This is a genomic window from Oceaniglobus roseus (assembly GCF_002869745.1).
GTDB lineage: Bacteria > Pseudomonadota > Alphaproteobacteria > Rhodobacterales > Rhodobacteraceae > Oceaniglobus > Oceaniglobus roseus.
In genome coordinates this window covers 17,006-42,016 of record NZ_PNOS01000044.1, presented here as the reverse complement: position 1 = coordinate 42,016, position 25,011 = coordinate 17,006, and the positions used below count along the sequence as shown (strand labels likewise).

Below are 25,011 nucleotides of genomic sequence, written 5' to 3'. Positions count from 1 at the left end.
CCCCGCACCCCTCTCCCGTCAGCCCATCCGGCCGACCGACGCTCGGCAATTCGCCCGCGCCCTGCCGCCCGCTGCACAGCAAAAGGCCCGACGCTTCCGCCGGGCCATGGCACGCGCGGCGGAAAACCGCCTCTACTCGATCCGCGCCGCCGCCACCACGGGGCCGTAATCGGCCTCCTGGATGATCACCGCCGCGGGGTTGTCCGTCACCGGCTTCACCGCCATCGACAGCGGCGCCGCGCCGTCCCACTCGCCCACCGTCCGCCAGGAGCGCACGATGTTGGAATAGGCGATGGTCTTCCCGGCATTCTCGCCCCGCTTGATCTCGACCGTCTCCTGCGGCGTGAACTCGGCCAGCTGCACCCGCATCCGGTTGCCGACCTGCCCCACCACCTTCGCCTTGATCAGGATCACGCCACCGTCGCGGGTGGCGATCAGCTGTACCGCGTCCGGGTTGTCGCGGTGCTTCTGGATCAGGTCCATGACCTCCATCGGGCGGTAGCCGACGACGTGGTCCTTGCCCTCGACGATCAGCTGCGGCGTGTAGACCGTGTTCGAATGGGCCGCCCGCGCGTAGCCGCGCTGCCGCTTGGTGTGGACCGGATCGCCGAACACGTCCTTCCAGCCGATGTAGTCCCAGTAATCGACATGCAGCGCCAGCGCGATCACGTCGTCGCGCCCGGCCAGCTTGGTCAGCAGGTCGTCGGCGGGCGGACAGGAGGAACAGCCCTGCGAGGTGAAGAGCTCGATCACCACCGGCTGATCCTCGGCCTGGGCCATCGCCTGGGTCCCCGCCAGGGCCACCAGGGCCGCCGCCATCCATTTCAGCATCCACCATCCCCCTTGTTGCGCTCTCCGGCGTACCCAAGCGACCCTGTAATGACCAATCAAGGTTTTGCGAGAGCGCGTGACGGGACAAACGTCCACTCCCGGCGCGAAAGATGCATATTCGACACTGGCGCCGGATTGTGTACCGATGTATGCAACCGGCGACTCCCTTGAATGCTGCGCTGCAATGGGCGACACCAAGGGAAAGGCCGCACCCCATTTCCGAAGGGAGACCCCATGACCATCCAGGTTGGCAACGACACCTCGAAGACCCGCAAGGAGCTCTCCGCCGCCGGCAAGACCTTCGCCTACTACTCGATCCCTGCTGCCGAGGAGGCCGGGCTCGGCGACTTCTCGAAGCTGCCGATCGCGCTCAAGGTCGTGCTCGAGAACATGCTGCGGTTCGAGGACGGCAACACCGTCACCACCGACGACATCAAGGCCTTCTCGGACTGGGCGAGGGACGGCGGCAAGTCCACGCGCGAAATCGCCTATCGCCCGGCCCGCGTCCTGATGCAGGACTTCACCGGCGTTCCGGCCGTGGTCGACCTGGCCGCGATGCGCGACGGGATCGTGGCGCTGGGCGGCGACGCGCAGAAGATCAACCCGCTGAACCCCGTGGACCTCGTCATCGACCACTCGGTGATGATCGACGAGTTCGGCAACCCCCGCGCCTTCCAGATGAACGTCGACCGCGAATACGAGCGCAACATGGAGCGCTACGTCTTCCTCAAGTGGGGCCAGAAGGCGTTCAACAACTTCCGGGTGGTCCCGCCGGGCACCGGCATCTGCCACCAGGTGAACCTCGAATACCTCGCCCGCACCGTCTGGAGCGACAAGGACCAGAACGGCACCGAGGTCGCCTATCCCGACACCCTGGTCGGCACCGACAGCCACACCACCATGGTGAACGGCGCCGCGGTGCTCGGCTGGGGCGTCGGCGGGATCGAGGCCGAGGCGGCGATGCTGGGCCAGCCGATTTCCATGCTGATCCCCGAATGCGTCGGCTTCAAGCTGACCGGCGCCATGCCCGAGGGCACCACGGCGACCGATCTCGTGCTGAAGGTGGTCGAGATGCTGCGCCAGCACGGCGTGGTGAACAAGTTCGTCGAGTTCTACGGCGACGGGCTGGATAACGTGCCGCTGGCCGATCGTGCCACCATCGGCAACATGGCACCTGAATACGGCGCCACCTGCGGCTTCTTCCCGATCGACGCCGAAACCGTGCGCTACCTCACCCAGACGGGCCGCAGCGAAGAGACCATCGCGCTGGTCGAAGCCTATGCCAAGGCCAACGGCATGTGGCGCGAACCGGGGTACGAGCCGGTCTACACCTCGACGCTCGAGCTGGACATGACCACCATCGTTCCGGCCATCTCGGGGCCGAAGCGGCCGCAGGACTTCATCGCGCTCGACAGCGCGGCAAGCGAGTTCGGCAAGTACGTCAAGGGCATCCGCGACGGCAAGCAGCCCAGCGAGAACGCCGAGGTCCGCTGGGAAGGCGAAGGCGGCCAGCCCGAGCCGCGGAAGATCCCCGGCGACGAGGGGCACCACAAGCGCGGCTTCGTCAACGCCGACGCGGGCCCCTACCAGCTGCACGACGGCTCGATCGTGATCGCCTCGATCACCTCCTGCACCAACACCTCGAACCCCTACGTGATGATCGGCGCGGGGCTGGTGGCGCGGAAGGCCCGCGAACTGGGGCTGAACCGCAAGCCCTGGGTCAAGACCTCGCTCGCGCCCGGATCGCAGGTCGTCTCGGCCTATCTCGAGGCGGCGGGGCTCCAGGAGGATCTCGACGCCATCGGCTTCAACCTCGTCGGCTACGGCTGCACCACCTGCATCGGCAACTCCGGGCCGCTCGACCCGAAGATCAGCAAGGCGATCAACGACTACGACCTGATCGGCGTCTCGGTGCTCTCGGGCAACCGCAACTTCGAGGGCCGGATCTCGCCCGACGTGCGCGCCAACTACCTGGCCTCCCCGCCCCTCGTGGTGGCCTATGCGCTGGTCGGCGACATGAACGTCGACATCACCACCGCGTCCTTCGGCACGGACAAGGACGGCAACGAGGTCTACCTGAAGGACCTTTGGCCCTCGCAGAAGGAGATCGCCGAGCTGGTCGAGGCCACGGTGACGCGCGAGGCGTTCCAGCAGAAATACGCCGACGTGTTCAAGGGTGACGAGAAGTGGCGCGGGGTGGAAACCACCGACAGCCAGACCTACGACTGGCCGACCTCCTCGACCTACGTGCAGAATCCGCCCTACTTCAAGGACATGGCGAAGGAGCCGGGCAAGATCAGCAACGTGAAGGACGCCCGCGTCCTCGCCATCCTCGGCGACATGATCACCACCGACCACATCTCGCCCGCGGGCTCGTTCAAGGACACCACTCCGGCCGGGCAGTACCTGACCGAGCGGCAGGTGCCCTCGCGCGAGTTCAACTCCTACGGCTCGCGCCGCGGGAACCACGAGGTGATGATGCGCGGCACCTTCGCCAACATCCGCATCCGCAACGAGATGCTGGACGGGGTCGAGGGCGGCTATACCAAGGGCCCCGACGGCAAGCAGGCGTCGATCTACGACGCCGCCATGGCTTACCAGGAGCAGGGCACGCCGCTGGTGATCTTTGCGGGCGAACAGTACGGCGCGGGCTCGTCGCGCGACTGGGCGGCCAAGGGCACGGCGCTGCTCGGCGTCAAGGCGGTGATCGCCGAAAGCTTCGAGCGCATCCACCGCTCGAACCTCGTCGGCATGGGCGTCATCCCGTTCGAGTTCACGAACGGAGACACCCGCAAGTCGCTGAACCTGAAGGGCGACGAGACGGTAAGCATCGAGGGGCTGGAAGGCGACATCAAGCCCTCGGCCATCGTCCCCTGCACCATCACCTATGCCGACGGCACCGAGAAGAAGATCGAGCTTAAGAGCCGGATCGATACCGGGATCGAGATCGAGTACATCGAGAACGGCGGCGTCCTGCACTACGTCCTCAGGAGCCTCGCCAAGGCCGCCTGAGCCCTCCGACCCGCATCACGACGAAGAGCCACCCCGCGGGGTGGCTCTTTTCGCATGGGGGCACGGGACCTGGCGTAGGTGTGAAATGCGCGGCACGTTACGTGAACAATGGCCGCGCGAAGCACGGCGCGACAGTCCGCCCTGCACGGACGATCCATCGCCATGCAGCAAATTGTGTTAAGATTCAGATAAAATGCGGCGCTGATGTGCCGGGAAACAATCTGTTCGCTCGCCTTTCTTTCAGGCGGGGTTAAGGTGTCCTGCATACGCTTGGGGGCGATGAAAATGGCACACCGGATCCGTGCGGCGGCACGCCGACTTCGCTACCCGTTACCGCTCATGGAAACGGGACTGTTCATCGCGATCCTGCTGCTGGCGGCCTATCCGGGCTGATCCGCCGACGCTTCCTCGATGGCCGGGCGCAGGGTCTCGCGGATCACCCGCTGGGTGATCGGGCCAGGAAAGCGCAGCACCACCCTGCCCTCGCCGTCGATCACGAAGGTCTCGGGCACGCCGTAAAGCCCCCAGTCGATCCCCGTCCGCCCCTTGGCGTCCGCGCCGATGGCCGCGTAGGGATTGCCGAGCTCCTCGAGAAAGCCGAGCGCCTTCTCCGGCGCGTCCTTGTAGTTCACGCCGTAGATCGTGATCCCCTCGTCGGCCAGCGCCTCGAGGTTCGGATGCTCCACCCGGCAGGGCGCGCACCAGCTGGCGAAGAAGTTCACCAGCTTCACCCCCGGCGCCCGCAGCGCCGCCTCGTCGAGGGGCGGCAGGTCGCCCAGCGGTTCCACCGTCAGCGCGGGCGTCAGCTGCCCGACGCGGGACGAGGGCAGCGCATCGGGATCCTCGCGCATCATGCCGACGAGGAACATCGCCGCAAGCCCGGCGAAGATCAGCGGCGGCGCGACCATCAACGGTGAAATCCTAGCCACGGCGCATCTCCTTCGCTTCGGCTTCGGCCTCTTCCAGCCTGCGGCGCACCGCCCGGCCCCGGGCCCAGGTCAGCAGGACCAGCACGGCCAGCAGCAGCAGCGTCGCGGCGTAGGCCCCCAGCACGGTGCCCGCGTACTTCCCGAGGTCCGGCATCATGCCATCCGCGCCCGCATCTGGAGCGCATGGAGCCGCCGCGCCCGGATCTCGGTCCGGGTCCGCACAAGCACCAGCGTCACGAACAGCAGCACGAAGCCGGCGATGGCCAGGAGCAGCGGATAGTAGAACACGTCGGCCACATGCTCCTCCCGGTCCATCGACAGCGAGGCGCCTTGGTGCAGCCCCTGGTTCCAGAAGTTCACCGCATAGCGCGAGAGCATGGCGAAGACCGAGCCGACGATGCAGAGCACCGAGGTCAGGTCGGCGGCGATATCGGGATCCTCGATCGCGGACCAGAGGGCGACGTAGCCGAGGTAGAACAGGAACAGGATCAGGAACGAGGTCAGCCGCGGATCCCAGGCCCACCAGGTGCCCCACATTGGCTGCCCCCAGATCGCCCCGGTGATCAGCGCGATCAGCGTCATCACCGCGCCCACGGGCGCGGCCGCCCGCGCGGCCAGCGCGCTGACGTGGTGACGGCGGACGAGCCAGATCAGCGAGGCCACCAGCATCATCGCCCAGGCGTTGATCGCCATCATGGCCGAGGGGACGTGGATGTAGATGATCTTGACCGTGGAGCCCTGGCGATAGTCGTCGGGCGTGAAGAAGAACCCCCAGACCAGCCCGACCGCAAGGCACAGGGCCGAGAGCACCGCCACGACCGGCACGATGCGCCGGGTCGTCGCCATGAAGCGGGTCGGATTTGCGTATTCCCACAGTGACATGGCCGTCCTCTACTCTGCCCGCCCCGCCGACTCAAGGCGGCTTTTGGGCGCGCCCCGGCCGCACCCGCCGCCGCCTTCGCAAGCCCCGACAACCACTTGACCGCCCCGTTCCGCTCCGCTCACCCGCCCGTCACCACGAAGTGATCCCCGGGGCGACGCCCGCCTCTGCCTGCGCCTCACCGCAGGTTGATGCGCAGCGCCCCGGCACTGGCGAAGGGCAGGAGCGCCACCACCGCCCCCGTCACTCCGGCCAGCAGGGCCAGCGGCACGCCCAGGTCCAGGCGCTCGGCCCCGCGCCGCGCCACCTCGGCGCCGAAGATCAGCGTCGGGACATAGAGCGGCAGCACCAGCAGCGACAGGAGCAGCCCGCCACGCCGGATCCCCACCGTCAGCGCCGCACCGAAGGCCCCGATCATGCTGAGCGCGGGCGTGCCGAGCGCGAGCGACACGACAAGCCACCAGAACCCCGGCACCGGCAGGTTCAGGAGCACCCCCAGCACCGGCGCGGCCAGCGTCAGCGGCAACCCGGTGGTCAGCCAGTGCGCGCAGGCCTTGGCGATCACCACGCCCTCCAGCGGGATCGGCGCGCAGGCCAGTAGGTCCAGCGTGCCGTCCTCGTAGTCCAGCGCGAAGATCCGGTCGAGCGACAGCAGGCAGGACAGCAGCGCCCCCAGCCACAGCACCCCCGGCGCGATCCCCGACAGCACCGAGGTGTCGGGGCCAAGGGCGAAGGGCACCAGCACGACGACGATCAGGAAGAACGACAGGCCCAGCCCGAAACCGCCCCCGGCCCGGACCGCCAGCGCGAGGTCGCGCAGGATCAGCCGCCTCACGCGAAGGCCCCGTCGAGGCCGTCCACCGGCGCGGCCACGGCGCGGAAGCGCGACACGTCCAGCACCTCCGCCGGGAAGCCGAGGTCGATGTGCGTGGCGATCAGCGCCGCGCCGCCGCCCTCCAGGTGGCGGCCGAGCGCGCTTGCGAACAGCGCGACGCTCGCCGCATCGAGGGACACCGTGGGTTCGTCCAGCGCCCAGACGGGGCGTCCCGTCAGCAGCATCCGCGCCAGCCCCAGCCGCCGCTTCTGGCCGGCCGACAAGTTCTGCGCCGCGCGGCCGCGCAGGCGTTTCAGGTCGAAGGCCTCCAGCGCCCCCGCAATGGAGCCGGTGCCGAACACGCCCGCCCAGAAGGTCAGGTTCTCCTCGACCGACAGCGCCCCCTTCACGCCGTCGGCGTGGCCGCCATAGGCCAGAACCTCCGGCCCAGGCAGGATCCGCCCGGTCAACGGAGGCTGCAACCCGGCAAGCGTCCTCAGCAGCGTCGTCTTGCCTGCCCCGTTCGGCCCCCGCAGCACCAGCACCTGCCCCGGCGCAAGCGCGAAGCCCACCCCTTCCAGCACCGGCACCCCGCCCCGCGCGCAGGACAGGTCCTCGACCTCGAACAGCGCCATGTCAGGAACCCGTCAAACCGGCAGCAGGGCCACGCCCACGCGCCGCCCCTCGCTCAGGAGCACGTTGAAGGTGCGGCAGGCGGCGGGCGAGGCCATGCTCTCGACCCCGAACCCCGCTTCCTCCAGCGCGCGGCGGAAGGCGGCGGGCACATGGGCGATCTCCGCGCCGGTGCCCACGAACAGCACGTCCAGCGACTCCTTGGCCGCCAGCAGTGTCGCCAGGTCGTCGTAGCCGCCCCAGGACTTCACGCCGTCGGGCAGCACCAGCACCGCGCCCTGCACCACCTCTCCGCCGACCCGGAAGAAGCCGGGACCATAGCCGTCGATCGGCCGCGCATCGGTGAAGGCAATCTCGTTCAGACGCATGGCGTCCCTCCGTCTCTGGGTTGCCCCGACCATAGTGCCCGGGGCGGCAAGGTCCAAGACCCCCTCATCCCCAGAGCGGCAGGCCGGAGAGGGCAGACCCCGCGATGATGGTATAGGCCGCGCCGCGGTAGAGGCCCGCCCGCTCGGGCCGGAACGCCCGCGCCCCCGCCACGTTCGCCAGCAGATAGGGCGCCGCCAGCAGCGCCCCGAGCCCGAGCGCGCCGAAGACCAGCCGCCCGGCCCCGGCGAACATGCCAAGCATCGTGACATCGACCAGCACGAGGAAGACGAGGATCGTCGCCCGGATCGCCGCCACGGGCCGCGCCGAGGCCATGTAGACCAGGATCACCGGCGGCCCCGGCACCCCGGCCGCGCCGCCCAGAAGCCCGCTCGCGAAGCCGGTGCCGAAGGTCATGCCCCGTCCCATCGCCCCGCGATAGCGCCAGCCGAAGCCCAGCAGCACCAGCATCAGGAGGGAAACGCCCGAGACCGCCCAGCGGAACAACTCGGGGGCGCCCGCCGCAAGCACGGCGATCCCCGCGGGCAGCCCCACCAGCAGACCCAGCCCCAGCCACAGAAGATCCGCCCGCGTCGCCTGCCGCCAGGCGGCGGGCAGGTTCGGCAGCGGGCCGATCAGGTCCATCAAGATCAGGACGGTGATGGCCGAGAACGGGTCGAGGAAGCGCGCCGCCACCGGAAGGAAGACCAGCGCCGTGCCGAAGCCCGAGAAGCCGCGCACGATCCCCGCCAGGACGGCGGCGAGGAGCAGCCAGGCCAGCCCCTCCGTCATCATCAAAGATTCCATGCCCGTCGCCGGAAGGGCCGGAAGCCCGGTCACGGATCAGGCGTCGATGTTGGCGAACTGGTTGCCCTTGTCCGTCGGCTTCTCCTCGCGGTCGAGGCCGATGAACAGCACGATGTTCTTGGCGACGTAGACCGAGGAGTAGGTGCCGACGATGATGCCCCAGGTGATCGCGAAGACGAAGCCGCGGATCACGTCGCCGCCGAGGATCAGCAGCGCGATCAGCGCGATCAGCGTGGTGCCGGAGGTCATCAGGGTCCGGCTCAGCGTCTCGTTCACCGAGAGGTTCATCACCTCCCTGAGGTCGCGCTTGCGGTACTTGATCAGGTTCTCGCGCAGGCGGTCGAAGATCACCACCGTGTCGTTGATCGAATAGCCGATGATCGTCAGGATCGCCGCGATGGTCGCCAGGTCGAAGCGGATCTGGAGCACCGAGAAGATGCCGATGGTCAGGATCACGTCGTGGAACAGCGCCGCCACGGCGCCGACCGAGAACTGCCATTCGAACCTGAGCCAGATGTAGAACAGGATCGCCAGCAGCGACGCGCCGACGGCGATGAAGGCGGTCTGGATCAGCTCGCCCGACACCTTCGGCCCCACGGATTCGACGGACGGAAAGGTGATCGACGGGTCGACCGCCTTCAGCGCCTCCTCGACCGCGCCGATGGTCTCGGGCGTCACCGACTGTTCTCCGTCCTGCGCCTGGATGCGGATGCTGGCCACGTTGCGGTCCGGCCCGAAGGTCGGATCGAAGATCTGGGTGATGTTTACGTCGCCGAGGTTCAGCGGCTGGATCGCCGCTCGATAGGCCCCCACGTCGACGGCCTGCGTCGATTCTGAGCGGATCGTGGTGCCGCCTTGGAAGTCGATCCCGAAGTTCAGGCCGAAGAAGGCCCAGGCCACCAGCGACAGCACCATCGCCACGCAGGACGCGCCGAAGGTGACGGGCGCGAACTTGAAGAAGTCGATGTTGGTGACCTCGGGAACCAGTCTCAGACGCATGTCAGACCTCGATTGTCTTGGGGCGGCGGCGCTCGAACCAGGTCACGATCATCACCCGCGTGACGTAGATCGCGGTGAAGACCGAGGTGATGATCCCGAGCCCGAGGGTGATCGAGAAGCCCCGGACGGGCCCCGAGCCGAGCACGAACAGGATCACGGCGATGATGAAGGTGGTGATGTTGGCATCGACGATGGCCGACAGGGCGCGCTCGTAGCCCAGCTCGATCGCCCGCGCCGGACCCTTCGCCGTCTTCAGCTCCTCGCGGATGCGCTCGAAGATCAGCACGTTGGCGTCCACGGCCATGCCGATGGTCAGCACGATCCCGGCGATCCCCGGCAGCGTCAGCGTGCCGCCGATGATCGAGAGCAGCCCGAACATCAGCCCCACGTTGATCAGCAGGGCGAGGTTGGCGAAGAAGCCGAACAGGCCATAGGCCAGCTGCATGAAGGCCAGCACCGCGACGAAGGCGACGATGCAGGCGATCCGCCCGGCGTCGATGCTGTCCTGCCCGAGCTGCGGGCCGATGGTCCGCTCTTCCAGGAAGGTCATCTTCGCCGGCAGGGCCCCCGCGCGCAGCAGCACGGCGAGGTTCGTCGATTCCTCCACCGTGAAGCGGCCGGTGATGATGCCCGAGCCGCCGGGAATGTGGCTCTGGATCACCGGGGCCGAGATCACCTCGTTGTCGAGCACGATGGCGAAGGGGCTGCCGATATGCGCGGCGGTATAGTCGCCGAACTTCCGCGCGCCCGAGGGATTGAAGCGGAAGTTGACCGCGGGCCGCCCGTTCTGGTCGAAGGAGGGCTGCGCGTCGGTCAGCTCCTCGCCGCTGACGACGGGCGTGGTGTCGATCAGGTAGAAGGTGCCGGGCTCGTCCGCCGCGGGCAGCAGCGCCTCGCCGGGACCGGGCCGGGTGTTCGCATCCGTGGTGCGCCCCTCGACCGTGTTGAAGGTCAGCTGCGCCGTGGTGCCGATCAGCGCCTTCAGCTCGGCGGCCGAGCCGAGGCCGGGCACCTCGATCAGGATCCGGTCCTCGCCCTGGCGCTGGATCGTCGGCTCGCGCGTGCCCACCTCGTCGACCCGGCGGCGGATGATCTCGACCGACTGCTGCATGGTGCGGCTGTCCGTCGCGGTCCGCTCGGCCTCGGACAGGCCGACGGTGATCGTGTCGCCGTTGCCCGAGACGACCAGGTCCTCCGACCCCGCCCCGGTGAGGCTGACGACGGGCGAGGCCAGGCCGCGCACCAGTTCCAGCGCCCGCTGCATCCCCTCGGGCTTCGAGATCCGCACGGCAAGCGTGCCGGGCGCCGACTCGGTACGCCGGACGGTGCCCACCTGGTCGCGCACGTCCCGAAGGGCGTCGCGCACCTCGGGCCAGAGCGCGTCCATCCGGCTCTGGTACACGTCGGCGACCTGCACCTCGGCCAGGAGGTGCGCGCCGCCGCGCAGGTCCAGCCCGAGGTTCACCAGCGTGTTCGGCGCCCAGTCCGGCCAAGCGCCTTCCGCGGCGATCAGCTCGGGCGTGGCCCCGCTCTTCGCGATCTGCGCGACCGCGTCGTTGTGGGTCTCGACCCGCGAATAGAAGGCGTTCGGCATCGCGAACAGAAGCCCGCACGCGACGAGCCCCCAGATCAGGATCCGCTTCCAGAGTGCAATGTGCAGCATCAGCCTGCCCGATTACTAGAAAACCCCGCGACGGGGGTCAGGAGGCCGCAGCCGGCTCGGTCTTGTTCAGCACCTGCGCGATGGTCGAGCGCACGACGCGCACCTTCACGCCCTCGGCCAGCTCGACCTCGACCTCGCCGTCGTCCTTGACTTTGGAGACCTTGCCGATCAGGCCGCCCGCCGTCACCACCTGGTCGCCCCGCCGCAGCGCCGCCACCATCTTCTGATGCTCCTTCACCTTCTTCTGCTGGGGCCGGATCAGCAGGAAGTACATGATGGCGAAGATCAGGATCAGCGGGACAAAGCTGGTGAACGCCCCCGCGGCGCCTCCAGCCGCTTGCGCATAGGCAGGCGTGACAAACATGGATGTGGTCCTTCGGTTCTGGGTCGCACGACGCGCCAAGACGGGCCTCGGCCCGGTTCGGCGCGCACCCTATCTGTGGGTCGGTCGTTTTACAAGCAAGGGCAATGGGGCGAAATCGCCGCCGCTGCAACCCCGATCTGGCGTCAGAGCGGCCCCGCCGCGGCAAGCCCGGGATCGCGCGCCATCTGCCAGCGCAGCGCCGCGTGGCGCGCGAACTTCTGCACCATCGCCTTGCGCCGCGCCCCGGCAAGCCTGGTCTCGGGCCCCATCCTCAGGATCTCGGCGTCGTAGGCGTCGGCGATCATCAGTCCGGTATCGTCGGGCAGAAGCTCGGTCGGGAAGGCCTCGTCCACCGCCCAGAAATAGCGGTCGCACCATTCGAGATAGCCCTGCCACTTCCGGTCCGAGGTGAAATCCACCCGGCTCGACTTGCACTCGACGATCCAGACCTCGCCCTTCGGCCCGAGCGCCATGACGTCGACCCTCAGCCCCGCGACCGGCGTCAGCTCCTCAACGGTGACGAAATCGTGCGAGAGCAGATGCCGACAGACCCCCCGCGCCAGAAGCTGGCCGGGCCGGGGCGTCAGGGAAGGCTGAAGATCGTCGGGCATGGGGGAAGTGTGAACAAACCGTAAACGAAAATCAAGCCCCGTGGCCGGATCGACGATCCGCCGCCGGGAATTTCGCCCCGCACCCCCCTCTCTTTCCTGCCGGAAATGCTCCTGCGCGGCCAATGCCCGACATGGCGTCGCGGCGCGGCGCGAAGCCCCCTTGCCGTGGACCCGCCGCGCGCCTATCTCTCGGCGTGCGGCGGGTTCTGCGCTTCTCGTGCCGGGGTACTATTCCAGTGGCCTTAATCAATTCCGAGGGGGCTGGCTCTGTCCGGATCCTGGTCCGGTTACCTGGCGCCCACCTGTGTATACAGGCTCTCGGGAATGAAAACCCTGACGGTTGACCAGCGGTCCCGCCGCACCTTCCTCACCTGATCGACGTCACCGGCCCGGAATTGCCGTGCCAGGCGACATCGGCCGCGCCGGTCGCCGCCCAGTCGGACCCCGGTTCGCGGGCCAGCAGCGCCAGCCCGAGGGTCGCGTTCAGGAAGATCATCAGCAGCAGCGCCAGTCGCGTCAGATCGCCGCGGGCACCGGACCGGGCGCGCGGGATCGGGGAAAAGGCGGGGGTTGCAGTCGCGGTGTGCATCGTCGTCTCCATGGGAAAGTCTGTCTGCGCCTCACATAGGGAAGCGCCGCACAACAATGAAACGAATGTTTGCGCGCGCCTCCATCACGGAAATTGATGGGTCCGCTCCGCCGTCGTCACGATTGCATCAGGCACCTTCCCGCCCGCCCCGCGCCGCGTCATAGTCCGGCGAACGCAGGGGGGCGCCGATGACCGAGCGACGACATCTCAGCCGCAGCGAGGCGCAGGGCGTGCGCCACGCACAGGAGCTGGAAAACCATCTCGGCTGGCTCGACACCTTCTCGGGCAGCGCGCTCGGCGTCCTGGCCGTCGCCTCCGGCATCTACACCTATCTCGGCGTCTCGACGCTGCTCGACGACGAGGGGGCGCTGTCGGTCTTCGCCGCGCTCGCCTACTCCATCGCCGTCTCGGTCGGGATCTTCGTCTTCTGGTCCTACCTGATGCGCCTCCTGCCCGCCATGCGCAGCGCCCGCGCCCGGTTCGGGCTGTTCGGGGCCATGGCGCTCGGCTCCTGCGCGATCATCGCCATGTCGTCCTGGCTGAACGCCGCAGCACTGGCCGGGGCCGCCGCGGTGGAACAGCACCTCGCGCGCACCGTGCAGGACTATCAGGCGGCGCTGGAGCGGGCGAACACCATCGCCGTCTCCGCCCAGGGGCTGGAGCGCGACGTCGCCCGCGTGCGCCAGAGCTTCGAGGACCTGTCGCAGCAGGAGGCCACCGGCGATCTCTCGGGCACCGCGGGGCGCGGCGCCGTCTTCCGCGTGCTGCGCCAGAAGGCGGAAGAGCTTGCCGCCCTCGAGACCCAGATCGCCGCGCAGGAGGCGCAGGTCGCCCAGGCCTTCACCACCGGCAACGAGATCCTGAGCCGGATGCGCGCCCTCACGGTAGAGCCGGGGCCGGTCGAGGCGCGGTCCGTCGAGTTCTCCGAAGAGGCGGTGAACCTCGCCGGGATCATCACCCGCCTGCGCCAGCTTTCCGTCGCGCCGCTGGTGGCGCGCGCCGCCCAGGATCTCTCGGCCTCGGTCGTGCTGCCCCGGCTCGACGGCTCGACCCCGGACATCCAGGCCGGGCAGCAGGCCACCATCGATTCGGTTCTGACCGTTCTCGGCCAGCGCGCCGACACCCTGCGCGCGGCGGCCGAGGCGGTGGCGGCGATGGACCCGCCGCCCGACACGACCTACACCCCGATCTCGAGCGCCGATGCCGTGATCCGCTATGCCGGCAACTTCATCCCCTCCTGGGCCGGCGCCATCGCCATCGACCTGCTGCCGGCCGTGCTGGTGCTGATCCTCATGATCACCCAGGGCGCGATCCGCGCCGGGCGCGACGGCGTCGGCATGGAGGACACCCTGACGCTGGCCGAACTGCGCGCCGCCGTCGCCGCGCTGCGGGACATGGAGGGCGCCCTCGACCACGGGGCCGATCGCGGGGACTATCAGGGGGACTATCGCGGGGCCGATCAGGGGTCCGAGCGTTCCGTCCACCGGGCCGCCCCGGCCCCGACGCCGCTGCGCGGACCCGCCGAATGAGCCGGGGCACGGTCCCCGTCAAGCACACACCGCTCGGCGCGCGCTCCGGCAGTGCCGCGTGCCCTCGACTGGCGCGGGTGAAGCGCCCATGAGGCTCGCCCCGACCCCCGGCCCGATGATCAAGGGCATCCTCGGCCTGCAGCTTGGCCTTGCCGCGCTGATGTTCGGCGGCGACATCTCGCGCGGCCTCTCGACCCTCACCTTCGCCCCCGCCGCCCCCGGCCTCGACACCCCGACGAAGCCCGGCGACCAGACCCGCCGCTATCGCCCGGGCGACGTGCCGCAGGGCCCGCCGAACCGCCCCTTCCCGGCGCCCACGGAGATGCCCGAAAGGCTCATGTTCCAAGACGTCGAGCGGGAGGGCACGCGCGTCCTCCGCCTGACCGGCGAGATCGCCGAGGGCGACGCCGAGCGCTTCGCGGCGCACCTCGAAGCGTCCACCGACACGCCCGCGACGGTGATCCTGAACAGCTCCGGCGGCTCGGTCTCCGACGCGCTCGCCATCGGGCGGACGCTGCGCGAAGCGGGGCTGTCCACCGAGATGACCGCCGGCGACGTCTGCCTCTCGGCCTGCCCCTACATCCTGGCCTCCGGCGTGGAACGGCGGGTGGATAAGGAAGCCTATGTCGGCGTCCACCAGCACTATTTCGGCGAGAACACGGCCCTGCCCGCCTTCCTCGCCGTCGCCGACATCCAGGCCGGACAAGGGGAGGTCATGGCCTATCTCGACGAGATGGGCATCGACCCGATGGTGATGCGGCATGCCCTCGTCACGCCCCCCGACCGGATCTACATCCTGACGGAGGAGGAGCTTCGCACATACCGCCTGGTCCGGGTGGAGGGTGAGGGAGCCTCCGGCGGGGATATTTAGAAAGCAAAGATGACAGGAGGTTGCGCGCCAGTCCTCATGCAGCGCATGAAGCAGATGCGGCAGCCGCGCGTGAGTCTTGCCGCCCGGGCCCGAAGGCGCGGACAGCGAGATGAATAACGAGGAACCTGGCCGTCGAGACAATGACTTGCGGGACGGTCCTCACCTGTTTCAGGCGAAGGCGTCGGGTCTCGCCTCGCGCGCCATGTGGTCGAGGACGCCGTTGACGAAGCGCGGCTCCTTGCCGTCCGGGAAGAAGGCCTTGGCGACATCGACGTATTCGGTGATGACCACCTTCGGCGGCGCGTCCTTGCCGATCAGCTCGGCCCCCGCCGCGCGGAACAGCGCCCTGAGGGTCGGATCGATGCGGGCGATCGGCCATTTCGCCACCAGCGCGCGGTCGGTCATCTGGTCGATCCGCGCCTGGTTGTTTACCGCGTCGTCGAGCAGGCGGCGGAAGTGGTCGACGTCGCCTTCGATCATCTCTTCGCCGTCGTAGACGGCGCCGAAGCGGTGATCCTCGAACTCCGCGCGTACCTTGTCGATGGAGAGCGAGGAATGCTCCATCTGGAACAGGGCCTGCACCGCGTAGAGCCGCGAGGCCGATTTCATCTGGCGTTTCGTGGGGGATTTCATGCGCTTGCGGGCCCCTCGCCGTCCTCGGCCACGCGGTAGCTGCCGCCGGGCCGGAAGCCGAACCCCCCGGTTTCCTTCCGCCATTTCCGCGTCAGCGCGACGAGGTGCAGCGCCGCCGCCGCCGCGCCGCCGCCCTTGTCCTGCCGGTCGGGGTCGGCCCGAACCGCGGCCTGGTCGTGGTTCTCGACGGTCAGGATGCCGTTGCCGATGCAGCAGCCGTCGAGCCCCAGCAGGGTCAGCGCGTGGGAGCTGTCGTTGCAGACGGTGTCGTAATGCGTCGTCTCGCCCCGGATCACGCAGCCGAGCGCGACGTAGCCGTCGAAGTTGCTCTGCCGGTGGGCGATGCGGATGGCCGTCGGGATCTCGAGCGCGCCGGGCACCTCGACGATCTCGACCGTGGCGCCGACGCTGTCGAGCGTGGCGCGGGCGCCCGTGACGAGGTGGTCGGCGATGTCCCTGTAATAGGGCGCGACGACGATCAGGATCTTCACCGGATCCGTGAACTGCGGCATCGGCGGGGTGTAGTGGGAAACGCTGGCCATCAGCCGATCTCCGATATCTTGCGGGTGCCCATGATCTCGAGGCCGTAGGCTTCGAGCCCGACGACCTTGGGCCGGGGCGAATTGGTGAGCAGCACCAGCTTCGAGATCCCGAGGGTGCTGAGGATCTGCGCGCCGAGTCCGTAGTTCCTGAGCGTCTGGGGCGATGCCTCGTTCTCGGCGCTGATCTTCATGTGGAGGTCACGGAGCAGCACCAGCGCGCCGCGCCCCTCCTCGGCGATCAGCTTCATCGCGTCGCCGAACTCGGCCGCGCGGCCGCGGCCGCCGGTGCCGACGATGTCGAGCAGCGGGTCGAGGGCGTGCATCCGGACCAGCACCGGCTCGTCGCCCGAGATGTCGCCCTTGATCAGCGCGATGTGTTCGGAGCCCTGCGTCTCGTCGGCGAAGATCCGCATCGTCCACTCGCCTCCGAACTCGGAGGTGATGACCTGCTCGGTCCGCTGGCGCACCAGGTTGTCGTTGCGGCGGCGGTAGGCGATCAGGTCCGAGATGGTGCCGATCTTCAGGTTGTGCTTCTGGGCGAAGCTGACGAGATCGGGCAGCCGGGCCATGTGGCCATCGTCGTTCATGATCTCGCAGATGACGCCCGCGGGCTTCAGCCCGGCGAGCCGCGCGATGTCTGTCGCGGCCTCGGTATGGCCCGCCCGCACCAGCACGCCGCCGTCGCGGGCGCGCAGCGGGAAGACGTGGCCCGGCGTGGCGATGTCGGCGGCGGTGGTGGCGTCGTCGATGGCGACCTTCACCGTCAGCGCCCGGTCGTGGGCCGAGATGCCGGTGGTCACGCCCTCGCGCGCCTCGATGGAAATGGTGAACGCCGTCTCGTGGCGCGAGGAGTTCTGCGAGGCCATGAGCGGCAGGCCGAGGGCGTCGATCCGTTCGCCCGGCAGGGTCAGGCAGATCAGCCCGCGGCCGTGGGTGGCCATGAAGTTGATCGCCTCGGCGTTTGCCATCTCGGCCGGGATCACGAGGTCGCCCTCGTTCTCGCGGTCCTCGTGGTCGACGAGGATGAACATGCGGCCCTGGCGGGCGTCCTCGATGATCTCCTCGATCGACGACACGGCGTCGGAATAGTGGTCGTGCGGCGCGTCGGTCATGGAGGCTCCCCTTTCGGCAGGCAGCAGATAGCGCAGCCGCCGAAGAATGGCCAGAGGCCCGGACGGCGCGTCACGTCAGAGCGGCTGTGCGCCCCCTGCAGGGCTGAAAACCCGGTCGGCGGGCAGGTAGGCGGCCAGGCGGCCCGCGGCGACCCATTCCTTCTCGAACGGGGCGTCGCCGACCAGCACCATGCGGTCCGAGGGGATCTTGCCGGGCGCCAGCGCCGCCAGCACCGCCGCGCGCTGGTCGCGGAACAGGGCCATCGGTGCGGGGGCGGCGTGGGCGTCGTCCAGCGGCTCGCCCTCCAGCACGGCGCAGGCGTGGGGCGGCAGCATCAGCGCGATGCGGCTGCAGCGTTCCAGCGCCGCGAGGTGCCCGGCGCGGTCCCGCGGCAGCCGGTGTCCGGCGCGGGCGAGGCGGAGGGCGTTCGACGAGAAGAGGAAGCCGATGATGTCCTGCCCCGTGCTGGCGCGCACCGTGGCGTAGGTGCGGTAGTCGAGGCCAAGCGCCCTGGCCCGCGCCACCCGCCGCCTGATGACGTTCAGCGGCAGCTGCGGCAGCAGCGCGCTGCGCGCCTCGGCCCAGCAGTGCTTGCGCCAGCGGGCGCCGGGTTCCAGCGTGGGGCCGTTGTTGTGGCCGATGGGGGGCGGGGTCATGGCGTGCTCCATCCGGTGTGATCTGCGGCGGCGATGCGGGCGGCCTCGGGCGAGGCGAAGCCGCCCAGGGGCTCGGACAGCCTGCGCCAGCCGTGGCCGTCCTCGGGGTCGCGGCGGCATTCGACGAAGCCGAAGCCGCCCCCGAACTCCAGGATGTCGACGCAGCGCATGCCGGTGTCGTCGTTCAGCGAGGCGACGACGCGGGGCTTCATTCCCATTCCCTCAGCCGGGCGACATAGCGGGCCATGGTGTCGATCTCGATGTTCACGGGATCGCCCACCTGCGCCGCGCCCCAGGTCGTCGCCGCCTTGGTGTGGGGGATGAAGTTGATGCCGAAGCTCGCGCCCTCGACCTCGTTCACCGTCAGCGAGGTGCCGTTCAGCGCGACCGACCCCTTGGGCGCGATGAACTTCGCCAGCGCCTCGGGGGCCTTGAGGGTCACGCGGGTGCTGTCGCCCTCGTCGCGCATCGCCGTGATCTCGGCCACGCCGTCGACATGGCCCGAGACGATGTGCCCGCCCAGCTCGTCCCCGACCTTCAGCGCCCGTTCGAGGTTCAGCCGCCGCCCCGGATGCCAGCCGTTCCGCCCGATGTTCGTGGCCGAGACGGTTTCGGCCGAGATCTCGACGTCGAACCAGCCGCGCGGCGCGGTGCCGGTGGCGATCACGGTCAGGCACACGCCGTCGCAGGCGATCGAGGCGCCGATGTCGATGCCGTCGATGTCGTAGGCGGTGGCGATGCGCGCGCGCAGGTCGCCGCGCTGCTCGACCTCCAGCACCTCGCCGATATCGGTGATGATTCCGGTGAACATTGACCGCTCCCTGCACGCCTTCGCTCCGGAGGTACGCCGCCCGGCCCGCTCTGGCAAGGGTCGCGGCGAAAACCCCGCGCCTGCCGCGGTGCCGACATTCGGTTGCCAGATTTTCAACCAAACCTGATAGATGCAGGCAACCGAAGGCTTCGGAGCAGGAATGAAGGACGCCATACGCCAGGACGACCGGCGCGACGCCGTCGCGCCCCGGCGCTTCCTGTTCCTCCAGGGCCCCCACGGGCCGTTCTTCAGCCGCCTTGCCGCGATGCTGCGCGCCGCGGGGGCCGAGACCTGGCGCGTGGGCTTCAACCGCGGCGACGCCTTCTTCTGGAACGCCCACGCCCGCTACATCGCCTTCGACGACGCGCCCGAGGCCTGGCCGGACCGGCTGGCCGCGATCCTGTCCGACAAGGGCATCACCGACATCGTGCTTTACGGCGACACCCGGCCCATCCACGCCGCCGCCGTGGAACAGGCGCGGGCCCGCGGCCTTGGCATCCACGTGTTCGAGGAGGGCTACCTGCGTCCCTACTGGGTGACCTACGAACGCGGCGGGTCGAACGGCAACTCGCGGCTGATGCAGACCAGCATCGCCGACATGCAGCGGGCCCTCGCCAAGGCCGAGCTGGAGATGCCCGAGGCACCGGCGCGGTGGGGCGACATGCGCCAGCACATCTTCTACGGCGCGCTCTACCACGCCTTCGTGCTGCTGGCGAACCGCGCCTACAGCCGTTTCCGGCCGCACCGCAGCCTGACCGTGGCGCAGGAGTTCCGCCTCTATCTCAAGCGGCTGATGCTGATGCCCTGGCACTGGGCCGACCGGGTGCAGTCGACCTGGCGGATCACCCACGGCGGCTTTCCCTATCACCTGGTGCTGCTGCAACTCGAGCACGACTCGAACTTCCAGATGCACTCGCCCTTCTCGGCCACCGCCGACTTCCTGGCCCTGGTGATCGGGGGCTTCGCCACCGGCGCGCCGGGCCATCACCACCTGGTGCTGAAGGCCCATCCGCTGGAGGACGGGCGCACCCCCCAGCGGCGCGAGGTGCGCCGCCTCGCGCGCAAGTTCGGGGTGGCGGACCGGGTGCACTACGTGCGCGGCGGCAAGCTTGCGCATCTGCTCGACCATGCCCGCAGCGCGGTGACGGTCAATTCCACCGCCGCCCAGCAGGTCCTGTGGCGTGGCCTGCCGCTGAAGGTCTTCGGCAACGCGGTCTATGCCAAGCCCGAGTTCGTCAGCACCCAGAGCATCGAGGACTTCTTCACCCGGGCGAGCCGCCCCGACAGCCGCGCCTATCGCGACTATCGCCATTTCCTGCTGGAGACGAGCCAGGTTGCCGGGGGCTTCTACTCGTCCACCGGGCGGAGGCAGCTGCTGCGCCAGGTGGTCGACATGATGCTGGCCGAGGACGATCCCTACGAGGCGCTGATGCGCGGCACAGCGGCACCAAGGCAACAGTTGCGCGTCGTAAAATGATGCAGCGACGACACGGGAATGGCTTTTTCCGCGTCCTGCCCGTAGCTTGATCGAAAAAGTCCGAGGCAGAAACAAAAAGGTCGAGGAGACCGAGCAGTGAAACACCAGAGATCGCGCTGGGCGAAGTCCGTCGCCCTTGTCGCACTTGTGGCGATCGTCGCAGGCTGCGCCTTGCCCCGGTCCGGGCCCAACAAGCGGGAAATCTTCGAGGGTTCGGTCCAGAGATCGGGCGACGCCTTCGTCGTTTCCGTCAACAGCCGCGTGACGCGCGCCACCTCGGTCATCCCGGCGCTCGGGTTTTCCAGCACCCTGCTGAACGCGGGCGTCGTCGGCTCCGACACGATCAGCCCGGGCGACACCCTGGGACTCACGATCTACGAGAACGTCGACGACGGGCTGCTCGCCAACCAGGGCCTGAACTCCACAGTCCTCGACGAGGTGCAGGTGGACGGCGCGGGCTTCATCTTCGTTCCCTACGCCGGGCGGATCCGGGCGGCCGGCAACTCGCCCGAGGCGATCCGGCGGCTGATCACCGACAAGCTGGCCAGCCAGACCCCCGATCCGCAGGTGCAGGTGCGCCGCCTCGCGGGCGATGGCGCGACGGTGTCGGTCGTCGGCGGTGTCGGCGCCCAGGGCGTCTATCCGATCGAGCGGCCGACGCGGACGCTCGCGGCCATGCTGGCGCGCGCGGGCGGCATCGCGATCCCGACCGAGGTCGCCCAGGTCAAGCTGATCCGCGGCGGCCAGTCCGGCTCGATCTGGTTCGAGGATCTCTACAAGGATCCGAGCCTCGACATCGCGCTGCGGGGCGGCGACCGGGTGCTGGTCGAGCAGGACACCCGCGCCTTCACCGCCCTCGGTGCCACCGGCACGCAAAGCCGTGTGCCTTTCGAGACGCGCAGCATCTCGGCGATCGAGGCCATCGCACAGGTCGGCGGCCTCTCGACCTCGCTGGCCGATCCCACCGGCGTCTTCGTGTTCCGCAACGAGCCGGCCGAGATCGCCAACCAGGTGCTGGGCCGCAACGACCTCGTGGGGACGCAGCGCATGGTCTACGTGCTGGACCTGACCGCGCCGACCGGCATGTTCGAGGCGCGGGACTTCGTGATCCGCGACCAGGACACGGTCTATGTCACCGAGGCGCCCTATGTGCAGTGGACCAAGACGCTCGCCGCGCTGACCGGCGCGGTCAGCACCGTCGACTCGCTGAACAACATCGCGAACAACAACAACTGAGGAGCGGGCCATGGCGCCCGACGCAGATGACGCCGCCGGTGGGTCCGCCCCCCGGCGGCTTTTCGTCTACAACGGCGGCTTCCTGACCCAGCGGCGGCTGCGCCGTGCGCTGGCGCTGTCGGGCTGGCAGGTCCGCCTCGGCCGCCCCGGCCCCGCCGACACCGTCGCCGTCTGGGGCCGCAGCCCCACCGCCCACCGGGGCGAGCGGGTGGCGGCGAAGACCGGCGCGGGGCTGATGCGCGTCGAGGATGCCTTCCTGCGCGCGGTCCTGACGGGGCGCGACGGCGCGCCGCCCCTCGGCTTCCTGCTCGACCGGCGGGGCGTGCACTTCGACAGCGCGCAGCCTTCCCACCTCGAACACCTGCTCGCCACCCATCCGCTCGACGATGCCGCGCTGCTCGGGCGGGCGCGGGACGGGATCGCGCGGCTCAGGCGCGCGCAGCTGTCGAAGTACAACGCCTTCGATCCCGACGCGCCCCTGCCCGCCCCCGGCTACGTGCTGGTGATCGACCAGACCCGCGGCGATGCCTCCGTCACCCATGGCGGTGGCTCGCAGGCGCTGTTCGACGAGATGCTGGCCTTCGCGCAGATCGAGCATCCGGGCGCCGAGATCCTGGTCAAGGTCCACCCCGAAACCCGCGCCGGGCATCGTCCGGGGCATTTCGGTTCCGCCCACGAGGACGCGCGCACCCGGCTCTTCGCCGACCCCGTGTCACCCTGGGGGCTGCTGGAGGGGGCCGTCGCCGTCTATACCGTCAGCTCGCAGATGGGGTTCGAGGCGATCCTCGCGGGCCCCCGCCCCCGCGTCTTCGGCCAGCCCTTCTACGGCGGCTGGGGCCTGACGGCCGACGAGAACCCGGTGCCCCGCCGCGAACGCCGCCTGACGCGCGCGCAGCTCTTCGCCGCGGCGATGATCCTGGCGCCGACCTGGTACGATCCGTTCTGCGACCGGCTGTGCAGCTTCGAGGACGCGGTGGCGATCCTGGAGGCCGAGGTCTTCGCGTGGCGGAGCGACCGGCACGGCCATGTCGCCTCGGGCATGCGGCTCTGGAAGCGGCGGCCGTTGCAGCGGTTCTTCGGGCGCTGGAAGCCGCTCCGGTTCGAGGAGGATCCGCGGCGCGCCAGCGCGAAGGCCGCTGCGCTCGGCTGTCCCCTGCTGGTCTGGGCGGGGCGGGTCACGCCGGAGCACCGGGCCAAGCGGCTGCTGAGGATCGAGGACGGCTTCCTGCGCTCCCGCGGCCTGGGGGCCGAGCTGATCCCGCCGCTGTCGCTGGTGACGGACGACCTCGGGATCTACTACGATCCCACCCGGCCCTCGCGCCTCGAGCATCTGATCGCCGCCTCGCCGGAGCTGACGCCTTCGGATATCGAACGTTCCCGCCGGTTGATCCGCCTGATCCACGACCGCCGCCTGTCGAAATACAACATCGGCCGCGCCGACCTGCCCGATCTGCCCGATGGCCGCCGGATCCTCGTGCCCGGACAGGTGGAGGACGACGCCTCGATCCGCCTCGGCACCGGCGATGTCGCCACGAACCGCGACCTGCTGGCGCGCACGCGGGCGGAAAACCCCGGCGCCGTGATCCTCTACAAGCCGCATCCCGACGTCGAGGCCGGTCTGCGCACCGGCCGGATCGAGGATGCAAGCGCCCTGGCCGACGTGATCGTCGAGCGCACGGATCCCGCCGCGCTCCTGGCGCAGGTGGACGAGGTGTGGACGATGACGTCGCTCATGGGCTTCGAGGCGCTGCTGAGGGGCAAGCCCGTGACCTGCCTCGGCGCGCCGTTCTACGCGGGCTGGGGGCTGACGCGCGACCTGGGCCCCGTGCCCGACCGGCGCCGCGCCCGGCCGACGCTGGAGCAGCTCGCCCACGCGGTGCTGATCGGCTATCCCCGCTACCACGACCCGGTGAGGAACGCCCCCTCCCCGCCCGAGATCGCGGCGCTGCGGCTCGCCGAGGGGCGGCTGCCGCATCCCGGGCTGGGCAACCGGCTGCTGGCCAAGGCGCAGGGGCTGCTGGCCAGCCGCGCGCATCTATGGCGCTGAGACGGCCCAGACCTGCATCGTGTCGCCCCCGACCGGCGCCACCCGCTCCAGCGTGAAGCGCGGCGCATCGGCGAGACGGTCGAAGCTCAGCGCCCCGAGCGACGGACGCCCCTCCGCGCCGAGCGCGAGGCCCGCGCCGAACACCACAAGCCGGTCGACAAGTCCCGCCTGCAGAAGCGACGCCGCCAGCGCCCCGCCGCCTTCGCAAAGCACCCGCGTGAGCCCCGCCTCGCCGAGGGCGCGGAGCGCCGCGGACGGGTCCATCTCGCCGGCGCGCCCGACCGGCACGCCGATCGTCCGCGCCCCGAGCGCGTGCCACGCGCGCATCCGTTCGGGCGGCACCTGCGTCGTGCCGTGGAGCAGCCACAGCGGCTGCCACCGGGCCGAGAGCGCCAGCCGCCCGTCCCGCGGGATCGAGGCACGGCGCGACAGGACCACGCGCACCGGCTGCTCCACCTCTCCCATCCCGCGCACGTCGAGCATCGGGTCGTCCGCCCGCGCGGTGCCGCCGCCCACCAGAACCGCGTCGTGGGTCATCCGCATGGCATGGACCGCGCGCCGCGCCTCGGGCCCGGTGATCCAGCGGCTTTCGCCGCTGGCCGTGGCGATGCGCCCGTCGACGCTGGTGGCCAGCTTCAGCGTCACCATCGGCCGCCCGCGCGTCACCCGCGACAGGAACCCGGCGTGGTCGCGCGCCGCCTCGTCCCGCAGCACGCCCTCGGTCACCTCGACCCCCGCCGCCCTCAGCATGGCGAAGCCGCCGCCCGACACCCGCGGATCGGGATCGCCGAGCGCGGCGACGACACGGGCCACGCCCGCCTCGATCAGCGCCGAGGCGCAGGGCGGGGTGACGCCGACGTGGGCGCAGGGTTCCAGCGTGACGAAGGCGGTGGCGCCGCGCGCGGCGGCCCCGGCCTGGGCCAGCGCCATCGTCTCGCCATGGGGCCGCCCGCCCGCCTGGGTCCAGCCCCGGCCGACGATGCGTCCGTCCTTCACGATCACGCAGCCGACGGCGGGATTGGGCCAGCAGCGCCCCAGCCCGCGGCGCCCCAGCGTCAGGGCATGGGCCATGGGCCCGGCAAGGTTCATGGTCACTCGGGGACGGCGGGGCGAAGCTCGCTCACGAACTTATCGAAATCGTCGGCGGCCTGGAAGTTCTTGTAGACGCTGGCAAAGCGGACGTAGGCCACGGTGTCGATCCGCGCGAGGCTTTCCATCACGATCTCGCCGATCGCCTTCGAGGGGATGTCGGTCTCGCCCAGCGATTCCAGCCGCCGGACGATGCCGCTGATCATCTGGTCCATGCGCTCGGGCTCCACCGGGCGCTTCTGGAGCGCGATGCGGATCGAGCGTTCCAGCTTGTCGCGGTCGAACTCCTCGCGCCGGCCGCTGCTCTTGATGACGACGAGGTCGCGCAGCTGCACCCGTTCGTAGGTGGTGAACCGGCCGCCGCAGGCCGGGCAGAAGCGCCGCCGCCGAATCGCAACGTGATCCTCTGCCGGACGCGAATCCTTCACCTGGGTGTCGACGTTACCGCAAAACGGGCAGCGCATCGGCCTTGTCCCCCTCTTCTCGCTTCATCCTGTCCCAGACCGGGG

The 25,011-nt window shown here is 69.7% G+C and carries 27 protein-coding genes; 6 read left to right on the top strand and 21 right to left on the bottom strand.

The genetic code is table 11. From position 1 onward, the window contains the following. Nucleotides 1-132: 132 nt before the first annotated feature. Entirely contained in the window at nucleotides 133-831 is a 699-nt protein-coding gene (locus A7B20_RS18320; protein ID WP_102110036.1) for a DUF1223 domain-containing protein, read from the bottom strand. 234 nt (nucleotides 832-1,065) lie between these two features. Between A7B20_RS18320 and acnA the strand changes: the two genes are divergently transcribed. Beyond that, on the top strand, nucleotides 1,066-3,843 hold the full coding sequence (acnA, locus tag A7B20_RS18315) for an aconitate hydratase AcnA (protein WP_102110035.1): 2,778 nt from the start codon (nucleotides 1,066-1,068) through the stop codon (nucleotides 3,841-3,843). A gap of 380 nt (nucleotides 3,844-4,223) precedes the next feature. Here the strand turns inward: acnA and A7B20_RS18310 are convergent, their stop codons facing one another. From A7B20_RS18310 to A7B20_RS18255, 12 genes are all read right to left on the bottom strand, one after another. Further along, the gene (locus tag A7B20_RS18310; RefSeq protein ID WP_102110034.1) at nucleotides 4,224-4,751 is read right to left on the bottom strand and encodes a DsbE family thiol:disulfide interchange protein; all 528 of its coding nucleotides are present in this window, start codon (nucleotides 4,749-4,751) and stop codon (nucleotides 4,224-4,226) included. A 13-nt stretch (nucleotides 4,752-4,764) separates the two neighbouring features. After that, nucleotides 4,765-4,926, bottom strand: coding sequence for a heme exporter protein CcmD (ccmD, locus tag A7B20_RS18305; RefSeq protein WP_102110033.1), 162 nt, complete (start codon nucleotides 4,924-4,926; stop codon nucleotides 4,765-4,767). Then, nucleotides 4,926-5,654 (bottom strand): heme ABC transporter permease, encoded by a 729-nt coding sequence (locus A7B20_RS18300; protein WP_102110032.1) that lies wholly within the window; start codon nucleotides 5,652-5,654, stop codon nucleotides 4,926-4,928. The genes ccmD and A7B20_RS18300 overlap by 1 nt, the downstream gene beginning before the upstream one ends. Nucleotides 5,655-5,830: 176 nt before the next feature. Next, a complete protein-coding gene (gene ccmB, locus A7B20_RS18295) occupies nucleotides 5,831-6,487 on the bottom strand; it encodes a heme exporter protein CcmB (protein WP_102110031.1) in 657 nt (218 codons plus the stop codon). After that, nucleotides 6,484-7,101, bottom strand: a complete 618-nt coding sequence (gene ccmA / locus A7B20_RS18290) for a heme ABC exporter ATP-binding protein CcmA (RefSeq protein ID WP_102110030.1) — start codon at nucleotides 7,099-7,101, stop codon at nucleotides 6,484-6,486. The genes ccmB and ccmA overlap by 4 nt, the downstream gene beginning before the upstream one ends. Nucleotides 7,102-7,113: 12 nt before the next feature. Beyond that, on the bottom strand, nucleotides 7,114-7,467 hold the full coding sequence (locus tag A7B20_RS18285) for an Mth938-like domain-containing protein (protein WP_102110029.1): 354 nt from the start codon (nucleotides 7,465-7,467) through the stop codon (nucleotides 7,114-7,116). A gap of 64 nt (nucleotides 7,468-7,531) precedes the next feature. Further along, nucleotides 7,532-8,272 carry a TSUP family transporter gene (locus A7B20_RS18280; protein ID WP_245867095.1) on the bottom strand — a complete coding sequence of 247 codons (741 nt, stop codon included), beginning with the start codon at nucleotides 8,270-8,272 and terminating at the stop codon, nucleotides 7,532-7,534. A 36-nt stretch (nucleotides 8,273-8,308) separates the two neighbouring features. Continuing rightward, entirely contained in the window at nucleotides 8,309-9,271 is a 963-nt protein-coding gene (gene secF / locus A7B20_RS18275) for a protein translocase subunit SecF (protein WP_102110027.1), read from the bottom strand. A 1-nt stretch (nucleotide 9,272) separates the two neighbouring features. Further along, nucleotides 9,273-10,934, bottom strand: a complete 1,662-nt coding sequence (gene secD, locus A7B20_RS18270; protein WP_102110026.1) for a protein translocase subunit SecD — start codon at nucleotides 10,932-10,934, stop codon at nucleotides 9,273-9,275. 37 nt (nucleotides 10,935-10,971) lie between these two features. After that, on the bottom strand, nucleotides 10,972-11,298 hold the full coding sequence (yajC, locus tag A7B20_RS18265; RefSeq protein ID WP_102110025.1) for a preprotein translocase subunit YajC: 327 nt from the start codon (nucleotides 11,296-11,298) through the stop codon (nucleotides 10,972-10,974). Between the two features lie 143 nt (nucleotides 11,299-11,441). Continuing rightward, the gene (locus tag A7B20_RS18260; RefSeq protein ID WP_102110024.1) at nucleotides 11,442-11,909 is read right to left on the bottom strand and encodes an MmcB family DNA repair protein; all 468 of its coding nucleotides are present in this window, start codon (nucleotides 11,907-11,909) and stop codon (nucleotides 11,442-11,444) included. A gap of 367 nt (nucleotides 11,910-12,276) precedes the next feature. Then, nucleotides 12,277-12,510 (bottom strand): hypothetical protein, encoded by a 234-nt coding sequence (locus A7B20_RS18255; RefSeq protein WP_102110023.1) that lies wholly within the window; start codon nucleotides 12,508-12,510, stop codon nucleotides 12,277-12,279. Nucleotides 12,511-12,686: 176 nt separating this feature from the next. Here A7B20_RS18255 and A7B20_RS18250 point away from each other — a divergent pair, with 176 nt between their 5' ends. Beyond that, on the top strand, nucleotides 12,687-14,027 hold the full coding sequence (locus A7B20_RS18250; protein ID WP_102110022.1) for a hypothetical protein: 1,341 nt from the start codon (nucleotides 12,687-12,689) through the stop codon (nucleotides 14,025-14,027). Nucleotides 14,028-14,115: 88 nt separating this feature from the next. Then, nucleotides 14,116-14,898: a COG3904 family protein gene (locus A7B20_RS18245; RefSeq protein ID WP_102110021.1), complete on the top strand. Its 783-nt coding sequence runs from the start codon at nucleotides 14,116-14,118 to the stop codon at nucleotides 14,896-14,898. A gap of 168 nt (nucleotides 14,899-15,066) precedes the next feature. On the opposite strand, the gene nusB is transcribed toward A7B20_RS18245, so the two are convergent. From nusB to A7B20_RS18215, 6 genes are all read right to left on the bottom strand, one after another. Continuing rightward, nucleotides 15,067-15,531: a transcription antitermination factor NusB gene (gene nusB, locus A7B20_RS18240; protein ID WP_102110020.1), complete on the bottom strand. Its 465-nt coding sequence runs from the start codon at nucleotides 15,529-15,531 to the stop codon at nucleotides 15,067-15,069. Beyond that, on the bottom strand, nucleotides 15,528-16,076 hold the full coding sequence (locus A7B20_RS18235; RefSeq protein ID WP_172961059.1) for a 6,7-dimethyl-8-ribityllumazine synthase: 549 nt from the start codon (nucleotides 16,074-16,076) through the stop codon (nucleotides 15,528-15,530). The genes nusB and A7B20_RS18235 overlap by 4 nt, the downstream gene beginning before the upstream one ends. After that, entirely contained in the window at nucleotides 16,073-17,185 is a 1,113-nt protein-coding gene (gene ribB, locus A7B20_RS18230; protein ID WP_102110018.1) for a 3,4-dihydroxy-2-butanone-4-phosphate synthase, read from the bottom strand. The genes A7B20_RS18235 and ribB overlap by 4 nt, the downstream gene beginning before the upstream one ends. Nucleotides 17,186-17,260: 75 nt before the next feature. Beyond that, nucleotides 17,261-17,842 carry a hypothetical protein gene (locus A7B20_RS18225; RefSeq protein ID WP_102110017.1) on the bottom strand — a complete coding sequence of 194 codons (582 nt, stop codon included), beginning with the start codon at nucleotides 17,840-17,842 and terminating at the stop codon, nucleotides 17,261-17,263. Beyond that, nucleotides 17,839-18,054 carry a hypothetical protein gene (locus A7B20_RS18220; RefSeq protein WP_102110016.1) on the bottom strand — a complete coding sequence of 72 codons (216 nt, stop codon included), beginning with the start codon at nucleotides 18,052-18,054 and terminating at the stop codon, nucleotides 17,839-17,841. Before A7B20_RS18220 ends, A7B20_RS18225 begins: the two co-directional genes overlap by 4 nt. Further along, nucleotides 18,051-18,653 carry a riboflavin synthase gene (locus tag A7B20_RS18215; RefSeq protein ID WP_102110015.1) on the bottom strand — a complete coding sequence of 201 codons (603 nt, stop codon included), beginning with the start codon at nucleotides 18,651-18,653 and terminating at the stop codon, nucleotides 18,051-18,053. The genes A7B20_RS18220 and A7B20_RS18215 overlap by 4 nt, the downstream gene beginning before the upstream one ends. Before the next feature lie 160 nt (nucleotides 18,654-18,813). Here A7B20_RS18215 and A7B20_RS18210 point away from each other — a divergent pair, with 160 nt between their 5' ends. From A7B20_RS18210 to A7B20_RS18200, 3 genes are all read left to right on the top strand, one after another. Continuing rightward, nucleotides 18,814-20,130: a capsule biosynthesis protein gene (locus A7B20_RS18210; RefSeq protein ID WP_102110014.1), complete on the top strand. Its 1,317-nt coding sequence runs from the start codon at nucleotides 18,814-18,816 to the stop codon at nucleotides 20,128-20,130. A 96-nt stretch (nucleotides 20,131-20,226) separates the two neighbouring features. Further along, a complete protein-coding gene (locus tag A7B20_RS18205) occupies nucleotides 20,227-21,366 on the top strand; it encodes a polysaccharide biosynthesis/export family protein (protein WP_172961057.1) in 1,140 nt (379 codons plus the stop codon). 10 nt (nucleotides 21,367-21,376) lie between these two features. After that, the gene (locus A7B20_RS18200; protein ID WP_102110013.1) at nucleotides 21,377-23,413 is read left to right on the top strand and encodes a capsular polysaccharide biosynthesis protein; all 2,037 of its coding nucleotides are present in this window, start codon (nucleotides 21,377-21,379) and stop codon (nucleotides 23,411-23,413) included. Here A7B20_RS18200 and ribD read toward each other — a convergent pair. After that, nucleotides 23,402-24,502, bottom strand: a complete 1,101-nt coding sequence (ribD, locus tag A7B20_RS18195; protein ID WP_245867092.1) for a bifunctional diaminohydroxyphosphoribosylaminopyrimidine deaminase/5-amino-6-(5-phosphoribosylamino)uracil reductase RibD — start codon at nucleotides 24,500-24,502, stop codon at nucleotides 23,402-23,404. The two genes, A7B20_RS18200 and ribD, sit on opposite strands and share 12 nt — an antisense overlap. A gap of 2 nt (nucleotides 24,503-24,504) precedes the next feature. After that, entirely contained in the window at nucleotides 24,505-24,966 is a 462-nt protein-coding gene (gene nrdR, locus A7B20_RS18190) for a transcriptional regulator NrdR (RefSeq protein WP_102110012.1), read from the bottom strand. Nucleotides 24,967-25,011: the final 45 nt, after the last annotated feature.